General features: G+C 63.1%; 13 protein-coding genes. 5 read left to right on the top strand and 8 right to left on the bottom strand.

Going from position 1 to position 15,874, the window contains the following annotated elements; translation table 11 throughout:
• Positions 1–3 precede the first annotated feature (3 nt).
• From C4Q27_RS25100 to C4Q27_RS25110, 3 genes are all read right to left on the bottom strand, one after another.
• Entirely contained in the window at positions 4–633 is a 630-nt protein-coding gene (locus C4Q27_RS25100) for a riboflavin synthase (protein WP_003248093.1), read from the bottom strand.
• 172 nt (positions 634–805) lie between these two features.
• Positions 806–2,872, bottom strand: coding sequence for a maltose alpha-D-glucosyltransferase (gene treS, locus C4Q27_RS25105; RefSeq protein ID WP_104887525.1), 2,067 nt, complete (start codon positions 2,870–2,872; stop codon positions 806–808).
• Positions 2,873–3,002: 130 nt separating this feature from the next.
• On the bottom strand, positions 3,003–3,920 hold the full coding sequence (locus C4Q27_RS25110; protein WP_003248097.1) for a LysR family transcriptional regulator: 918 nt from the start codon (positions 3,918–3,920) through the stop codon (positions 3,003–3,005).
• Positions 3,921–4,040: 120 nt separating this feature from the next.
• On the opposite strand from C4Q27_RS25110, the gene C4Q27_RS25115 reads away from it, so the two are divergent.
• The 3 genes from C4Q27_RS25115 (at position 4,041) to C4Q27_RS25125 (ending at position 6,747) form a co-directional block, all read left to right on the top strand.
• The gene (locus C4Q27_RS25115; RefSeq protein WP_003248098.1) at positions 4,041–4,799 is read left to right on the top strand and encodes a 5-oxoprolinase subunit PxpA; all 759 of its coding nucleotides are present in this window, start codon (positions 4,041–4,043) and stop codon (positions 4,797–4,799) included.
• 92 nt (positions 4,800–4,891) lie between these two features.
• Positions 4,892–5,779, top strand: a complete 888-nt coding sequence (locus C4Q27_RS25120) for an allophanate hydrolase subunit 1 (RefSeq protein WP_049586156.1) — start codon at positions 4,892–4,894, stop codon at positions 5,777–5,779.
• Entirely contained in the window at positions 5,776–6,747 is a 972-nt protein-coding gene (locus C4Q27_RS25125) for a biotin-dependent carboxyltransferase family protein (RefSeq protein ID WP_014861077.1), read from the top strand. The genes C4Q27_RS25120 and C4Q27_RS25125 overlap by 4 nt, the downstream gene beginning before the upstream one ends.
• A 62-nt stretch (positions 6,748–6,809) precedes the next feature.
• Here C4Q27_RS25125 and C4Q27_RS25130 read toward each other — a convergent pair whose 3' ends face one another.
• Together C4Q27_RS25130 and C4Q27_RS25135 are read right to left on the bottom strand one after the other, a co-directional pair.
• Positions 6,810–7,658 (bottom strand): TIGR03915 family putative DNA repair protein, encoded by an 849-nt coding sequence (locus C4Q27_RS25130; protein WP_104887526.1) that lies wholly within the window; start codon positions 7,656–7,658, stop codon positions 6,810–6,812.
• Complete coding sequence (locus C4Q27_RS25135) at positions 7,649–8,869, bottom strand: putative DNA modification/repair radical SAM protein (protein ID WP_104887527.1); 1,221 nt, start codon at positions 8,867–8,869, stop codon at positions 7,649–7,651. The genes C4Q27_RS25130 and C4Q27_RS25135 overlap by 10 nt, the downstream gene beginning before the upstream one ends.
• A gap of 142 nt (positions 8,870–9,011) precedes the next feature.
• On the opposite strand from C4Q27_RS25135, the gene mqo reads away from it, so the two are divergent.
• Entirely contained in the window at positions 9,012–10,631 is a 1,620-nt protein-coding gene (gene mqo, locus C4Q27_RS25140; RefSeq protein ID WP_104887528.1) for a malate dehydrogenase (quinone), read from the top strand.
• Positions 10,632–10,640: 9 nt separating this feature from the next.
• Here mqo and C4Q27_RS25145 read toward each other — a convergent pair whose 3' ends face one another.
• The gene (locus tag C4Q27_RS25145) at positions 10,641–11,969 is read right to left on the bottom strand and encodes a UDP-glucose/GDP-mannose dehydrogenase family protein (RefSeq protein ID WP_020191326.1); all 1,329 of its coding nucleotides are present in this window, start codon (positions 11,967–11,969) and stop codon (positions 10,641–10,643) included.
• Positions 11,970–12,213: 244 nt separating this feature from the next.
• Between C4Q27_RS25145 and C4Q27_RS25150 the strand changes: the two genes are divergently transcribed.
• Entirely contained in the window at positions 12,214–13,260 is a 1,047-nt protein-coding gene (locus C4Q27_RS25150) for a class I SAM-dependent methyltransferase (protein ID WP_064490690.1), read from the top strand.
• Between the two features lie 130 nt (positions 13,261–13,390).
• Here the strand turns inward: C4Q27_RS25150 and C4Q27_RS25155 are convergent, their stop codons facing one another.
• Together C4Q27_RS25155 and nspC are read right to left on the bottom strand one after the other, a co-directional pair.
• Complete coding sequence (locus tag C4Q27_RS25155) at positions 13,391–14,635, bottom strand: saccharopine dehydrogenase family protein (RefSeq protein ID WP_003248123.1); 1,245 nt, start codon at positions 14,633–14,635, stop codon at positions 13,391–13,393.
• Between the two features lie 32 nt (positions 14,636–14,667).
• On the bottom strand, positions 14,668–15,765 hold the full coding sequence (nspC, locus tag C4Q27_RS25160; RefSeq protein ID WP_003248125.1) for a carboxynorspermidine decarboxylase: 1,098 nt from the start codon (positions 15,763–15,765) through the stop codon (positions 14,668–14,670).
• Positions 15,766–15,874: the final 109 nt, after the last annotated feature.

A 15,874-nucleotide genomic window follows, 5' to 3' on the forward strand; every position in this document is an offset into this window, starting at 1 on the left:
GCCTCAGGGCAACAGGTTTTCGCGGGCCAGGGTACCTTTGATGGTGCGCTCTACCACATCGACCAGCACCATGGTCTGGTGGTCGACCTCGATGTTGAGCAGTTCACCTGTGTGGTAGCTGGCGAAGGTAGTCTGACGCAGGGTTTCCGGGATCAGGTTGATGGTGATCACGTTATCCTCCACGTCAGCGACCGTCAGGCTGCAGCCATTGACCCCGATGAAACCGCGCGGGAACACGTACTTGCCCCATCGCGGCGGCATGCGGAACTTGATGAAGGCGCCGGTTTCCTTGATCGACAGCTCGACGATCTCGGCGGTGGTGGCGATGTGGCCGGCCATCAGGTGGCCGCCGACTTCGGCGTTCATCTTCGCTGAGCGTTCGATGTTCACGCTCCGGCCAGGCTTGAAGCTGCTCAGATTGGTGCGTTCGAGGGTAGCGGTCATGGCGTCGAACCTGACCTGGCTGCCGTCGATTTCGGTCACGGACAGGCAGGTACCTTCGACACTGACGCTGGCACCGATTTTCAGTTCGTCGAGCAGTTCCGGGGTGAGGTCGATGGTGAATTGGTTGTGGCCCGGGTAGGTGGTCACATCAAGCAGAGGGCGGACGGCCTGGACGATGCCGGTGTACATGGAGTTGCTCCTGGGCACGGAAAAGAAAACTTCCGAACGCTATGCCCGTAGCGCCGTAAATGCAAGACCGGCTTCTTGGCTGGCAAGCCGGCTTGCGAGTCTGGCGCCTGCGCGGGGCAGGCGGCGTGCTTGCGGGCGAAACCGGTTTGCCGACGGCAGGGCCACGCCAGATTCAAACATGCCCGCTGCTGTTGACGATCCTCAGGCACAGCGCCTCGTAGGGGTCCAGGTTCACCATCAGGCGCCCGTCCTCGGTCAAATCGCCTTCGACCGTCTCGTTGATCATGTCGACCACCGGCCCAGGTGTGAAGCCGGTCAACAGCAGTTCCTCGGCAATTGCCTCCTGGCCGAAGTTCAGCGCAGTGATCTGGATACCACGCCCGGCTGGCAACTCATGCACCATCACCAGCAGCCCTGGGCTGCGTACCTCAGGTACCAGCACCTGACGGCTGGTGGCGATGCCGTAGGCCTGGCGCACAGCCAGCAGTTTCTTCACCTGGCAGGCAAATGAATCACCCTCGTCCAACTGGCTGTCGAGGCTGCCGTAAAGCGACCGGGCACGCGGCATGCCACGCACCGAAGCCGCCGCCTGTGGGTCAAGCCCGGCCAGGTCATAGCCGCCTCGGTGAATCCAGCGGGTATCGCCGTCGAGCATGCGTTCGGCAACCGCTTCGGCGGGCAAGGGCAGGGCACCGACCAGGTCCCAGCCGGACAAGGCGACTACCCCCGGCTGCATGGCGTTGTACATGACCAGCAGCAGGTGCACCTTCTTGATCAATTCGATATCCGTTGCGCCGATCTGTTCGAGGTCGCGAATACCCAGTGCAGCGGCGATCAGGCTGGCGGTGGTGCAGGCAATGCCGTTGGTCACGAAGCGCAGGTTGTACGGCGCATGCTCCCCCGACAGCCGTTCGTAGATCTCTTCGCGGATATGTTCGCGCAGGATGCTGCCAGGCAGGGTCTGGCCCTTGTACAGGTAGATGTCGTGTGCGTGCAGTGTCCAGAAGTGCACCAGCTCCACGGTCAGCTCGTCATGGTTTTGCAGGGCATGGATCAGCGAGGCCGGGTCGATGCCGAAGGCGTGCATCTCCTTGAGCATCAGGCGCAGGAACTCGGTGTCGCCGGTCAGCAGCGCATGCTGGTAGGCCGGCCGGGTAATGAAATCGTAGGACAGGTCGGCACCGCCCCTGGACATCTGCGCAATGTCATCGAGGGTCAGGTTCAGCTCCTGGAAGCTGAAACCGCCGGCCTTGCGGATCATGCCACCGATCAGCTGGTTGCCGACGAGCGACAGCGGGTGGCTTTCCGACCAGACGGTGCCGCTGGCGCGGGTTTCCACGCCGAGAAAGCCGTTGGCGTCCAGGCGCAGGCCGCGTGCACCCAGGCAGTCCAGCGCGTGCAGCGCGTCACCAATGATCATTTGTTGGGCGGCGAAGGTAGGGTCCAGCCAGTTCAGCGAGGGCTGGCCTTCCTTGAAGTAATGCAGGTACACCCAGCGGCGGGTCTTGCCGTCGACGCCTGTGATCGGCGGCGTGGCGCTCCAGTCGGTTTCCTTCACGCCCGGCTCGAAGAAGATTACCCGCTGCAGTTGGCCAACGATGTAATGGCGCGCCTTCAGCTCGTCACACTGAGCTGGCAGTAAATTGACCGCATCGCGCCCGGCGGGCACCTCGGGCAGCAGCGTCCAGTCTTCTTCGCGGATCTCGACCATGTGGTACAGCCCCGGGTAGGGGCCATGGGCGATCTCGGCCAGGCGGAAGTCGGCGCCCTTGCCGGTGTGCGAGGGGATCAGGTCGTCGATGGTCACGGCATTGTGCGCAGCGGCCATGCGGCTCATCTGGATCAGTTCCTGCTCGCTGCCGTACAGCGGGTCGATGTCGAAGCTGATGCGGTCGAAGTTGCCGTCCACACTGGGGGTGAGTTCGCGGCCGCGGATGCCACCGGACAGTTTGATCGGGCCCGTGTGCAGGCCCTGTACGCCGATCTCCGACAGGCGCTTCCACAACGCTTCGTGGGCCAGGGCACCGAGTACCGAGCAGCCCTCGGGCGCGATGATGGCGTCGGGGTAGACGGTCAGCCACACCGAGGCGATTTCGGTGGCGCGGCGTGGCTGCGCCTCGGCGTACGGTTGTTGCCACAGGCGCGACTGGCCTGAGTACAGGCTGGCGCGCGCCTGGGAGGCCTTGAGCATGGCGCGGTCTTCAAGCCATTTGACGTACGACGGGTCGGGCTGGGTCATTTCGCGTCCTCTTTGCGTGTCGGCACCGGCTCAGGTTATGACGGCGTCGCGGCGCGAACGTTCGGCTCGAGATGGGGGTTGGTTTCTTCGCGGGCTTGCCCGCGAAGAGGCCGGGCCTGCAAAGGCAGGATCAACGCCTTGCCGACAACTGCTGCGGCGTCAGAAACGCATCATGGAAGTAATTGCGCACCGCCTGCATCGCCGGGCTGAATGCCCGTTCCCGGTGCCAGGCCAACCCCACGCTCATCGGTGTGACCGGGTCGCTGATGGTCACCGTCTCGATGCGCTTGCCCTCCAGCGACCACGGCCGGTGCACCAGGTCCGACAGGATCGCCACACCGCTGCCATTGGCGACCATGCTGCGCACGGCCTCCACCGAGCTGGTCCGCACCCTTACGCTTGGCCGTTGCCCGGCCTGCTCCCAGTAGCGCATGGCACTGTGCTCGGCCTCATCCACGGTCAACAGAATGAACGGCTCACAGGCCACATCGGCCAGGCTCACGGCCGAGCGCTCGCACAGTGGGTGATGCCCGGGCAGCCACAGCCGGCGCTCGGAGTTGAACAGGGTTTCCGAGACGATGTCGGGGTGGGTGAGGTTGGCGGTGAGCACCACCGCCATGTCGAAACGCCCCTCCAGCAGGCCTTGCTCGATGGCGCTGCGCTCCTGCTCGTACAGCTCCAGGGTCACGTCCGGATGCCAGTGCTCCAGGCGCTGCAAGTGGTGCGGCAGGAAGTAGCCGATCACCGTGTAACTCGCCGCCAGGCGCAACAGGCCACTGGCACGCACGTCCGGAAGCGGGCTGTTCAACGCATCGTCGACACTGCGCAGGATGACGTAGGCACGGTTCAAGAAGTGCCGGCCGGCTTCGGTCAGGCTCATGCCTTGGGCCGAGCGCTGGAACAACAGCACGCCGAGCATCGCTTCCAGCTCCTTGATGGCCGTGGTCACTGCCGACTGGGAGATGTTCAGGTGGATTGCCGCTTGGGAGATCTGGCCGATTTCAGCGGTGGCAACGAAGTAGCGGACCTGGCGCAAGGTGAGTGACACGGTAGGCTCCCGGGGTATCTGATTTTCAGAAGGTACCCCATCTGTTTATAGATCTTCCCAAGGGGGTGTAGAGAATCTAACGTGGCTTGCATGCAGTCACAAGTGCCAGGAGACGCGGTCATGCAAGCAGTGGATTTCAACTCGGACATGGGTGAGGGCTTTGGCCCGTGGACGATTGGCGACGGCGTCGATCACGAACTGATGGGCTACATCAGCAGCGCCAACATCGCCACCGGTTTCCATGCCGGCGACCCCGGCACCATGCGCCGCACCGTCGAGCGCGCCAAGGCCCTTGGGGTTGCGGTGGGAGCACACCCGGGTTTCCGCGACCTGGTCGGCTTTGGCCGCCGGCACATCAATGCCTCGGCGCAGGAACTGGTGGACGACATGCTCTATCAATTGGGCGCGCTGCGTGAAATCGCTCGTGCCCAGGGCGTGCGCCTGCAGCACATCAAGCCGCATGGGGCGCTGTACATGCACTTGGCGCGTGACGAAGAAGCGGCGCGCTTGCTGGTGCAGAACCTGCGGGTGATCGAGCCCGAGTTGCTGCTGTACTGCATGCCGGGTTCGGTGATCTGCCGCATTGCCCGGGAAATGGGGCAGCCGGTGATTCGCGAGTTCTATGCCGACCGCGAGTACGACCTGAGCGGGTCGATCGTGTTTACCCGCAATGTGCGTGGCTATGAGCCCCAAGCCGTCGCCGAGCGGGTGCTGCGTGCTTGCCGCCAAGGCGTGGTGCGCACGGTCGAAGGCCAGGACCTGGCGATCGAATTCGATTCCATTTGCCTGCACAGTGACACCCCGGGCGCGCTGGACCTGGTCGAGGCCACACGCAAGGCACTGGATGCGGCCGGCATCGTGGTGCGTGCACCGCGCTGAACCCGTCAGGCATCCGGCAAACAGACACGCCGGAGCCCGTGCATTTTGTTTTCGCCTGCCTTTCTATAAAGATTCCAAGAAAAGGAACTGTCATGGCCGAACCGCTTGCTACAACCCCGATCCGTTACAGCTTCGGCGCCGACGAGCACCTGTTTGCCGAAGTCAGTGAAAGCATGTCGCTGGAGGCCTTTTTCAAGGGTATGGCCGTCACCCGTGCGGTGGAGCGCATGGCCCTGGATGGCGTGCTTGATGTGTGCCTGGCCAACGCGTCCTTCCAGGTCCGCTTCGACCCGGACCGTATCGCCCCCGAGGCACTGCTCGAAGCCGTGCGCGGCGCCGAAGCGCAGGCGGTGGCCGAGCGTTCGTTGCAGACGCGGATCATCGAGATCCCGGTGCTGTACAACGACCCCTGGACCCATGAAACCCTGATGCGCTTTCGGGATCGCCACCAGGACCCGACCAGCACTGACCTGGAGTACGCCGCGCGCATCAACGGCCTGGCCGATGTCGAGGCCTTCATCGCCGCCCACAGTGGCGCGCCATGGTTCGTGTCGATGGTGGGCTTTGTCGCCGGCCTGCCGTTCATGTTCCAGATGGTCGAGCGCGAGCGGCAGCTGCAGGTGCCCAAGTACCTGCGACCCCGTACCGACACGCCCAAGCTCACCCTGGGCCATGGCGGCTGCTTTGGTTGCATCTACTCGGTGCGCGGGGCGGGGGGCTACCAGATGTTCGGCGTCACCCCGGCACCGATCTACGATCCGCAGCAGACCTTGAATTACCTGAAAGAGCACATGGTGTTCTTCCGCCCGGGTGACATCGTGCAGTTCAAGCCTATCGACCGCCGCACCTACGACCAGGCGGTGGCGGAAGTGGAGGATGGCTGCTTCGACCTGCGCATTCGCCCGGTGGCGTTTTCCCTGGACGCCTTCCTCGCCGACCCGGTCGGCTACCCCAAATCGTTGCAGGAGGTGCTGGCATGATCAAGGTACTCAAACCGGGGCTGGCCACTTCTGTACAGGACCTGGGCCGCGAAGGTTACTACCACCTGGGTATCCCACCGTCCGGCGCACTCGACCAGTACGCCTTGAGCGCAGCCAATCACCTGGTGGGCAACCCGGCCGGCGCTGCGGGCCTGGAGTGTGCGCTGGTGGGGCCGGAGCTGGAGTTCCAGCAGGACGCACTGGTCGCTGTGTGCGGTGCGCAGATGCCAGCGTTGCTCGATGGCCGCGAGCAGCGCCCGGACACTGCGTTTGCCGTGCGGGCCGGGCAAGTGTTGCGTTTCGGCTTTCCAACAGCGGGCGCCCGGGCCTACCTGGCAGTGGCCGGAGGCATCGATGTGCCCGAGGTACTGGGTAGCCGGTCCACCTACGCGCTGGGCGCGTTGGGTGGCTTTCATGGGCGCAAACTGATGGCGGGCGACCTGCTGCCGGTCGGCGTGCCCAGCGGCAAGACCCGTGCCGGTGCAAGCTTGCCCATGGCCCTGCGTCAGGCCCTGGGGGGCGAGGTGGTGTTGCGGGTGGTGCCTGGGCTGTACTTCCACCGCCTGACCGAAGCTGCAGCGCAACGTTTCTTCACCGACGCCTGGACGGTTGGCTCCGAAGCGGACCGTATCGGATATCGCTACAAAGGCGGCAGCGCCTTGAGTTTCCAGCCTCGCGAGCAGCCGTTCGGTGCCGGGTCGGACCCGTCCAATATCGTCGACAGCTGCTACCCGATTGGATCGATCCAGGTGCCGGCAGGGTTGGAACCGATCATCCTGCATCGCGATGCAGTGTCGGGGGGCGGCTACGCCATGATCGGCACGGTGATCAGCGCCGACCTCGACCTGATCGGGCAGATGCAGCCCAACCAGCAGGCGCGGTTCCTGCCGGTGAGCCTGGAGCAGGCACTGGAGGCACGGCGTTCGTACAAGAAGAAGCTGGCCTGCCTGGCCAGGCTCTTCAGCTGAGCATGATGTTTTCGCTGTAGCTGCGGCCTTGTGTCTCGACGGGGCCGCAACAGGCTCCGCGGCTACACCGAGCGCGCAGGCTTGCTGATGGTCTTGCCGGTTTGCGAGGCCACCTCAAGGGCTTGGCCGTCTCGCTGTTTGCCTTGGCGCGCCAGGCCTTCAAGCTGCGGTATCAGCATGCCTTCCGGCAAATGCCGCCAGAACCGCCCTGGCATGTGCAGGCGCAAGGCATCCGGGTTGAGGCGGGCCGGGTTGAAGGTGTGGCGGTAGTAGGTGCGCCAAAGTTCGGCGCCGGGGTCTTCGGCGTTGCGGGCCCACTGGCGCCAGGGCTCGGGGCACTGTCGCTGGTAGTCGAACGACTGGCCGTCGAAGCGAATGCCATCCTGTGGCGTGGCAATCAACCAGCGCAAACGCCCCAGGCGATCGGCAAAATGCGCGCTGGCACTGTGCAGAATGTCGTGTGCCGGCTCGTGATAGGCCACCAGATCCAGCTGCAAGTGCTCAGCCAGTTCCTCAGGCAACGGCACGAAGCGTACAAACGCGTGCAAGTGATGCGCCTCGCGGGTTACCTGCTTGATGCGCCGTTGCAGCTCACTGCCCAGCCGGTCACCGGCCAGCATTGCCGTGCGGTCGCCATGGGCGACGCGCCACAGCACTTCATACAGCAGGTTCCAGCGCTGCTCGCCACGGTAGCGAGAGGCCTGCTCCAACTGGCTCAGCAGTGCGGCCGGGACTTTGGCCCGGAAAGGGCCAGGCCCTTCAGGCGGCGCAGCCGGCACGGCCAGCAGGTCAGCCATCGGGCCTTGCGACCAGGTGACTTCCGACGGGTCGATGCCATGGCTCAACAACCCCCGGGCCTGCTCGCGCCAGGTGGCGAACAGGTCGTCGCAGTCGAGTGCGATCACCCCCATAACCCCATCTGCACGGGCGCTGGCGGCTCACTCAAGCGCGCTCGCAGCAAGCCGCTGCGCAGCTCGGCCTGGGCGGGGCGGTAGTCGCTGGTGACGATGAACGGCCGTGCCTTGTCCAGCACGCAGCGCAGCTGGATCAGGTCGTCATAACGGATGCGCCGCTCCCGCCGCAGGGCGACCAGGCGCTGTACGCTGCGCAGGCCGATGCCGGGGATACGCGCCAGTAGCGCAGGTTCTGCGCGGTTCACGTCCAGCGGGAAGACTTCGCGGTTGGCCAGCGCCCAGGCTAGCTTGGGGTCGATGTCCAGTGCCAGGTTACCGCTGTGGCCCAGCAGCTCGCCAGCCTTGTAGCCATAGCCACGCAGCAGGAAGTCGGCTTGATACAGGCGGTGTTCGCGCAGCAGCGGTGGTGCGGCGAGGGGCACGCTGCCGGGGCTGTCGGGGATCGGGCTGAAGGCAGAGTAGTACACGCGCTTGAGGCCGTAGCCCTGGTACAGCGACTCGGCATTGCGCAGCAAGGTACTGTCGTCGGTGCTGTCGGCGCCGACGATGACTTGGGTGCTCTGCCCGGCCGGGGTAAAGCGCGGCGCCCTGGGCTCGTTGGCCACGGCCTGCTGGCCCTGATGAATCACGCCCATGGCCTGGCGAATGGTGTGCCCTTGCTTTTCCGGCGCCAGGCGCTTGAGGCTGGCGTCGGTGGGCAGTTCGATGTTGACACTGAGGCGGTCGGCCAGGCGCCCGGCCTCTTCGATCAGCAGCGGGTCGGCATCGGGGATGGCCTTGAGGTGGATGTAGCCGCGGAAGCTGTGTTCTTCGCGCAACAGCCGGGCCACACGGATCAGCTGCTCCATGGTGTAGTCCGCCGAGCGGATGATGCCAGAGCTGAGGAACAGGCCGCTGATGCAATTGCGCCGGTAGAAGTCCAGGGTCAGGCGCACCACTTCCTCGGGGCTGAAGCGTGCGCGCGGCACGTTGCTGGAGCGGCGGTTGACGCAGTACTGGCAGTCGTACAGGCAGAAGTTGGTCAGCAGTACCTTGAGCAGTGATACGCAGCGGCCGTCGGGGGTGTAGCTGTGACAGATACCCATGCCGTTGGTGGCACCCAGGCCGTCAGCGCCCCGCGAGTTACGCTTGGGCGCGCCGCTGCTGGCGCAGGAGGCGTCGTACTTGGCTGCGTCGGCAAGGATGCCGAGTTTGGCGATGAGTTGCATGGCGCTGTCTCGCAATACTGAATATTCATACAGTATTTTGAGATTTGATGGATTGCAAGCAGTTTGCGCCAGCCATGCCCGACCCTAACCGTCAGCTAAGCTTTGGCTGAGTCTTGCAGGGCAACGAGGCATGGGAGAGGTTATGAAGATCACCATCAAGCCAACATTGGCGCTGGCCGGCCTGGCGTGGGCAATCGCTATGCTCAATGCCCAGGCTGCAGAAACCCGAAAGGTCGATGTGCTGCTGGTAGGCGGCGGCATCATGAGTTCCACCTTGGCTGTGTGGCTCAACGAACTGGAACCCGGCTGGTCGATGGAAATGGTCGAGCGCCTGGACAAGGTGGCCGAAGAAAGCTCCAACGGCTGGAACAATGCGGGTACCGGCCACTCGGCCCTGGCTGAGCTGAACTACACGCCGGAAAAAGACGGCAAGATCGACATCAGCAAAGCGGTGGAAATCAACGAATCCTTTCAGGTGACCCGGCAGTTTCTTGCCTGGCAAGTGAAACAGGGCGTGCTGAAAAAACCGCATTCGTTCATCAACACCACCCCGCACATGAGCTTTGTCTGGGGCGATGACAATATCCGCTTCCTGAAGAAGCGCTACGAGGCGCTGCAGACCAGCCCCCTGTTCAAGCCCATGCAGTACTCCGAAGACCACGAGCAGATCCGCAAATGGGTCCCGCTGATGATGGAAGGCCGCGATCCCAACCAGAAGCTGGCCGTGACCTGGACGCCGATCGGCACCGACGTCAACTTTGGCGAGATCACCCGGCAGTATGTGGGTTACCTGCAGACGCGGCCGAACTTCGATCTCAAGCTGTCGAGCGAAGTGCAGGACATCACCCGTAACGACGACGGTTCCTGGCACGTCGAGTACAAGAATCTGAAGAATGGCAGCAAGGCAGCCACCGATGCCCGGTTCCTGTTCATCGGCGCTGGCGGGGCGGCACTGCCGCTGCTGCAGAAGTCGGGTATCGACGAGGCCAAGGACTATGGCGGCTTCCCGGTCGGTGGCTCGTTCCTGGTCACTGACAACCCGGCTATCGCCCAGCGCCACATGGCCAAGGCCTATGGCATTGCCGCAACCGGTGCGCCGCCCATGTCGGTGCCGCACCTGGACACCCGGGTACTTGATGGCAAGCGCCTGATCCTGTTTGGGCCGTTCGCCACCTTCTCGACCAAGTTCCTCAAGCAGGGCTCATTGCTTGACCTGCTCGCCAGTACCAGCGTGCACAATGCCTGGCCGATGGTGCGGGTAGGGGTACGCGAGTTCGACCTGGTGCAGTACCTGATCGGGCAGGTGCTGCAATCGGACGATGACCGCTTCGAAGCGCTGCGCACCTACTTCCCCGAGGCGAAGAAAGAAGACTGGCGGCTGTGGCAGGCGGGCCAGCGGGTGCAAATCATCAAGAAAGACGAAGCGTTGGGCGGCGTGCTCAAGCTCGGTACCGAGGTGGTGACGTCCAGGGACGGCAGTATCGCCGGCTTGCTGGGGGCTTCTCCCGGTGCGTCGACCGCTGCGCCTATCATGCTCGATGTGTTGAACAAGGTGTTCAAGAACAAGGTGGCGTCGCCCGAGTGGCAGGTCAAGATCAAACAGATCATCCCGTCCTATGGCATCCGCCTGAACGACCACCCGGATCAGCTAGAGAAGGAGTGGGCATACACCAACGAGGTGCTGCAGCTTGAGCCGCCTGTCAGTCCGCAGCGCCCTGAGTCGATAAGGCCGGCTGACAGCCAGGGAGTGGCCAGCCGGTAATCATTGCAGTCAAGCTGGCGCAATCTTGCCACGTCCGATGCCGTAGTAAGTCAGCCCTGCCGAGGCCATGTGCTCGGGTTCGTACAGGTTGCGGCCATCGAACACCACCCGGTCGGCCAGCTGCTGCGGCACCTCGTCCAGGTTGAGCACACGGTAGTCCTGCCATTCGGTGACGATCACCAGGGCATCGGCGCCCCGCAACGCATCGTCCTTGCAGGGCACCAGTTGCAGGTCGGCACGCGGGCCGTAGTGGCGCCGGATTTCTTCCATGGCCTGAGGGTCGTGAGCCTGCACCCGCGCGCCCGCGGCCCACAATGCTTCCAGCAGGACCCGGCTGGAGGCTTCGCGGATATCATTGGTATTGGGCTTGAACGACAAGCCCCACAGGGCAAACACCTTGCCCCGCAGGCCGCCGGGGTAATGGCGCTGGATCTTGCTGAACAGCCGGCCCTTCTGCTGCTCGTTGACCGACTCTACTGCGCGCAGCAACTGTGTCTCGAAGCCTTCCGCCTCGGCACTGTGGCGCAGGGCTTGCAGGTCTTTGGGGAAGCACGAGCCGCCAAAACCGCAGCCGGCGTAGATGAAGTCGTAACCGATGCGCGGGTCCGAGCCGATGCCACGGCGCACCATTTCGATGTCGGCCCCCAGGTGCTCGGCCAGGTTGGCGATCTCGTTGATGAAGGAAATCTTGGTGGCCAGCATGCAATTGGCTGCGTACTTGGTCAGCTCGGCACTGCGCGCGTCCATGACCATGAACTTTTCGCGGTTGCGGTTGAACGGCAGGTAAAGCTCGCGTAGCAACTCCACTTCGGCCGCTTCTGCGCCGCCGATGATGATGCGCTGGGGGCGCATGCAGTCATCCACCGCAGACCCCTCCTTGAGAAACTCCGGGTTGCTGATCACCTGGAAGCGGCTGGTATCGGCCACGGCCTGGGCGATGCGTGCCTTGATGCGGTGTACCGTACCCACCGGCACGGTGGACTTGTTGACGATTACTTTGGGCCCGTCAGCGTGTTCGAGGATGCTGTCGACCACGGCGAAAACGTGCTTCAGGTCGGCGCTGCCGTCGGCTTGCGGTGGGGTACCGACGGCAATGAACTGCAACCGGGCATAGTTGGCAGCGGCTGCGGCATCCGTGGTGAAGCGTAGCCGACCGCAGGCGAGGTTCTTCTCCAGCAGCGGCGCAAGGCCGGGCTCGAAGATCGGGCAATGGCCTTCACTCAGGCTGGCCACCCGATCGGCATCGACATCCATGCACAACACCGAATGGCCTACCTGGGCCAGGCACACCGCCTGGGTCAGGCCGACATAGCCGGTTCCGAAAACCGTGACCTTCATTTGACAGCTCCTTGATAGGAAAGCTGAAAAAAAATGTCACATCGTTGTTTAGGAATTGTGACCTGAGGGAAATGCTCGTGGACCATATGGCCGTTATTCCACGTCGCCCAGGCAGAGCATCTAAACTTACTGACAGCTCGCAGTTGCGTGTTGTACCGCGAACGAAAACCCTTGAACCGACCACCGCCTTCCCGGAGCGGACGTCCCTCGTTGGCGATGGCCTTCTTGCAGAGGAGGGCAGGTCATGGACGAGGCAAGGCTTCACGATTTCATGGGCAAGCTGGTGGGCGACATGGGCGCGGCGGCGACACTGGCCAATGTCATTCTCGGCGATGAACTGGGGCTGTACCGGGCCATGGCCGACAGCCAGGCGGTTACCCCTGAGCAACTGGCGGAAAAGACCGGCTGCCACCCGCGGCTGGTGCGCGAATGGTTGAATGCCCAGGCGGCATCGGGCTACATGGTCCATGACAAGGGTCGTTTTGTGCTGCCTGAAGAACAGGCCATGGCCCTGGCGCTGGAGGACTCCCCGGCCTACATGGCCGGCGGCGCGGCAGTGGTGGCGGCGCTGTTCCATGACAAGGACAAGCTGGTAGCTGCCATGCGCGGCGATGGCGGGTTGGCCTGGGGCGATCACCACCCGTGCATGTTCAGCGGTACCGAGCGGTTTTTCCGGCCGGGGTATCGCACCTTCCTGGTTGCGGATTGGCTGCCGGCACTGGAGGGTGTGGTGGCCAAGCTGCAGGCGGGCGCCAAGGTGGCGGACGTGGGCTGCGGTCATGGTGCCTCGACGCTGGTGATGGCGCAGGCGTTTCCGGCGTCGACCTTCGTGGGGTACGACTATCATCAGCCTTCGATCGTCACCGCCAACGCGCGTGCGCGGGAAGCGGGGTTGGAGGGGCGGGTGAGCTTCCAGCAGGCCAGCGCCAAGGAGTACCCGGGGCATGACCATGACCTGGTGTGCTTCTTCGATTGCCTGCACGACATGGGTGACCCGGTCGGGGCAGCCCGGCATGCCTACCGTGCTTTGAAGGCTGACGGCACGGTCATGCTGGTTGAGCCGTATGCCGAGGACTCGCTGGAGGGTAACCTGACACCGGTCGGGCGCTTGTTCTATGCGGCGTCGACGTTTATCTGCACGCCCAATTCGTTGTCGCAGGAAGTGGGGCTGGGGTTGGGCGCGCAGGCCGGGGAGGCGCGATTGCGGGCCGTCTTCGAGGAGGCGGGGTTCAGCCGCTTCCGGCGGGCGACGCAGACGCCGTTCAACCTGATTCTGGAGGCCCGCAAGTAGAGCGTGATCTTGCGCCGGCCTCTTCGCGGGCTTGCCCGCTCCCACAGGTTACGTGCTTGTTTCAGGGCTGTGGCGATCCTGGACCTGGAAAGCAGAAGGGGTGCTGCATGGCACCCCTTCTGTTTGTCGCTTAGGCTTCAGCGTCCCAAGGACGATCGCCTTTTTCATCTTTGACGCGGGTCGGCAGGCCCATCACGTCCAGCGCCTTGAGGAACGGCTCGGCTGGCAGCTCCTCGACGTTGACCATGCGCTTGGCATCCCACTCGCCACGAGCGACCAGCAGGGCAGCGGCCACTGGCGGTACACCGGCGGTGTAGGAAATGCCCTGGCTGTCGGTCTCGGCATAGGCTTCTTCGTGGTCGGCCACGTTGTAGATGAACACTTCGCGCGGCTGGCCATCCTTGGTGCCTTTGACCAGGTCGCCGATGCAGGTCTTGCCGGTGTAGCCAGGGGCCAGCGAGGCCGGGTCTGGCAGTACGGCCTTGACCACTTTCAGCGGTACCACTTCCAGGCCTTCGGCGGTTTTCACCGGTTGCTCGCTGAGCAGGCCCAGGTTTTTCAGAACAGTGAACACGTTGATGTAGTGCTCGCCGAAGCTCATCCAGAAGCGCACGTTCGGGACGTTGAGGTTCTTCGAAATCGAGTGAACTTCATCGTGGCCGGTCAGGTACAGGTTTTGCGAGCCTACCACTGGCAGGTCGTCGGTACGCTTGACCTCGAACATGGTGTTGCTGGTCCACTGGCTGTTCTGCCAGCTCCACACTTGTCCGGTGAACTCGCGGAAGTTGATTTCCGGGTCGAAGTTGGTGGCAAAGTACTTGCCATGCGAACCGGCATTGACGTCAAGAATATCGATCGAATCAATGCTGTCGAAATACTGCTGCTGCGCCAGCTTGGCGTAGCTGTTCACCACACCCGGGTCGAAACCGACGCCGAGAATGGCGGTAATGTTCTTTGCCTGGCACTCTTCGAGGTGTTTCCACTCGTAGTTGCCGTACCACGGTGGGGTCTCGCAGATCTTGCCCGGCTCTTCGTGGATGGCGGTGTCCAGATAGGCGACACCCGTATCGATGCAAGCACGCAGCACCGACATGTTGAGGAAGGCGGAACCCACATTGATCACGATCTGCGATTCGGTTTCGCGGATCAGCGCCTTGGTTGCCTCGACATCGAGGGCATTGAGCGAGAAGGCCTGGATGTCGGCGGGTACCTTGAGGCTACCCTTGGCCTTGACGCTGTCGATGATGGCCTGGCATTTGGAGATGTTCCGTGACGCGATGGCGATACGACCCAGTTCGTCGTTATGCTGCGCGCACTTGTGGGCCACCACCTTGGCGACACCTCCTGCACCAATGATAAGAACGTTCTTCTTCAATTTACCCTTTGCTCCTTACTTGAAAGCCGGTCTTACGACAGGCTGGAAACGTAGTCTTCGAAACCGAACTCGCGGACGACTTCGACGCTGCCGTCGAGCTGCTTGACCACGATGGAAGGCATCTTCAGCCCGTTGAACCAGTTTTTCTTGACCATGGTGTAGCCCGCCGTGTCGATGAACGACAGGCGATCGCCAATGGCCAGCGGACGGTCGAATTGGTACTCGCCGAAGATGTCACCGGCCAGGCATGACTTGCCGCAGACCATGTAGGTATGCTCGCCGTCATTGGGGGCCATCTTGGCGTTGAGGCGGTAGATCAGCAGGTCGAGCAGGTGCGCTTCGATCGAGCTGTCGACCACGGCCAGGTGCTTGCCGTTGTACAGGGTATCGAGCACGGTCACTTCCAGCGAGGCGCTGTTGGTGATGGCGGCTTCGCCGGGCTCCAGGTAAACCTGCACGCCGTATTTTTCCGAGAACGCCTTCAGGCGCGCGCAGAAGGCGTCTACTGCATAGTCTTCACCGGTGAAGTGAATGCCGCCACCAAGGCTGACCCACTCGACCTTGTGCAGCAGGTGGCCGAATCGCTCTTCGATGTGCGTGAGCATCTTGTCGAACAGGCCGAAGTCACCGTTCTCGCAGTTGTTGTGGAACATGAAGCCGGAGATCTGTTCGATCACCTGTTCGATCTTCGCCGGGTCCCATTCGCCCAGGCGGCTGAACGGGCGGGCCGGGTCGGCCAGCAGGTAGTCGGAGCTGCTGACCTGCGGGTTGACGCGCAGACCACGCACCTTGCCTTCGGACTGTTCGGCAAAGCGTTGCAGCTGGCCGATTGAGTTGAAGATGATCTTGTCGCAGTTCTCAAGCATCTCCTCGACCTCGTCGTCGGCCCAGGCCACGCTATAGGCATGGGTTTCGCCGGCGAACTTCTGGCGGCCGAGCTTGAGCTCGAACAGGGAGGACGAGGTGGTTCCGTCCATGTACTGCTGCATCAGGTCGAACACCGACCAGGTGGCGAAGCACTTGAGGGCGAGCAGCGCCTTGGCACCGGAGTGTTCGCGCACGTAGGCGATCTTCTCCATGTTGCTGAGCAGCTTGGTTTTATCGATGAGGTAATACGGCGTCTTGATCATTTAAAGGCCCCCGGCCAGGCCGGCCAAAAAAAGGACACGCATTGTGCCTTCACTTGCCGCAGACCGAAAGGGCGGGATACGCATTTCGTCAGGGTTGACGCCATTGCGT

This window comes from Pseudomonas sp. SWI36, from assembly GCF_002948105.1.
GTDB lineage: Bacteria > Pseudomonadota > Gammaproteobacteria > Pseudomonadales > Pseudomonadaceae > Aquipseudomonas > Aquipseudomonas alloputida.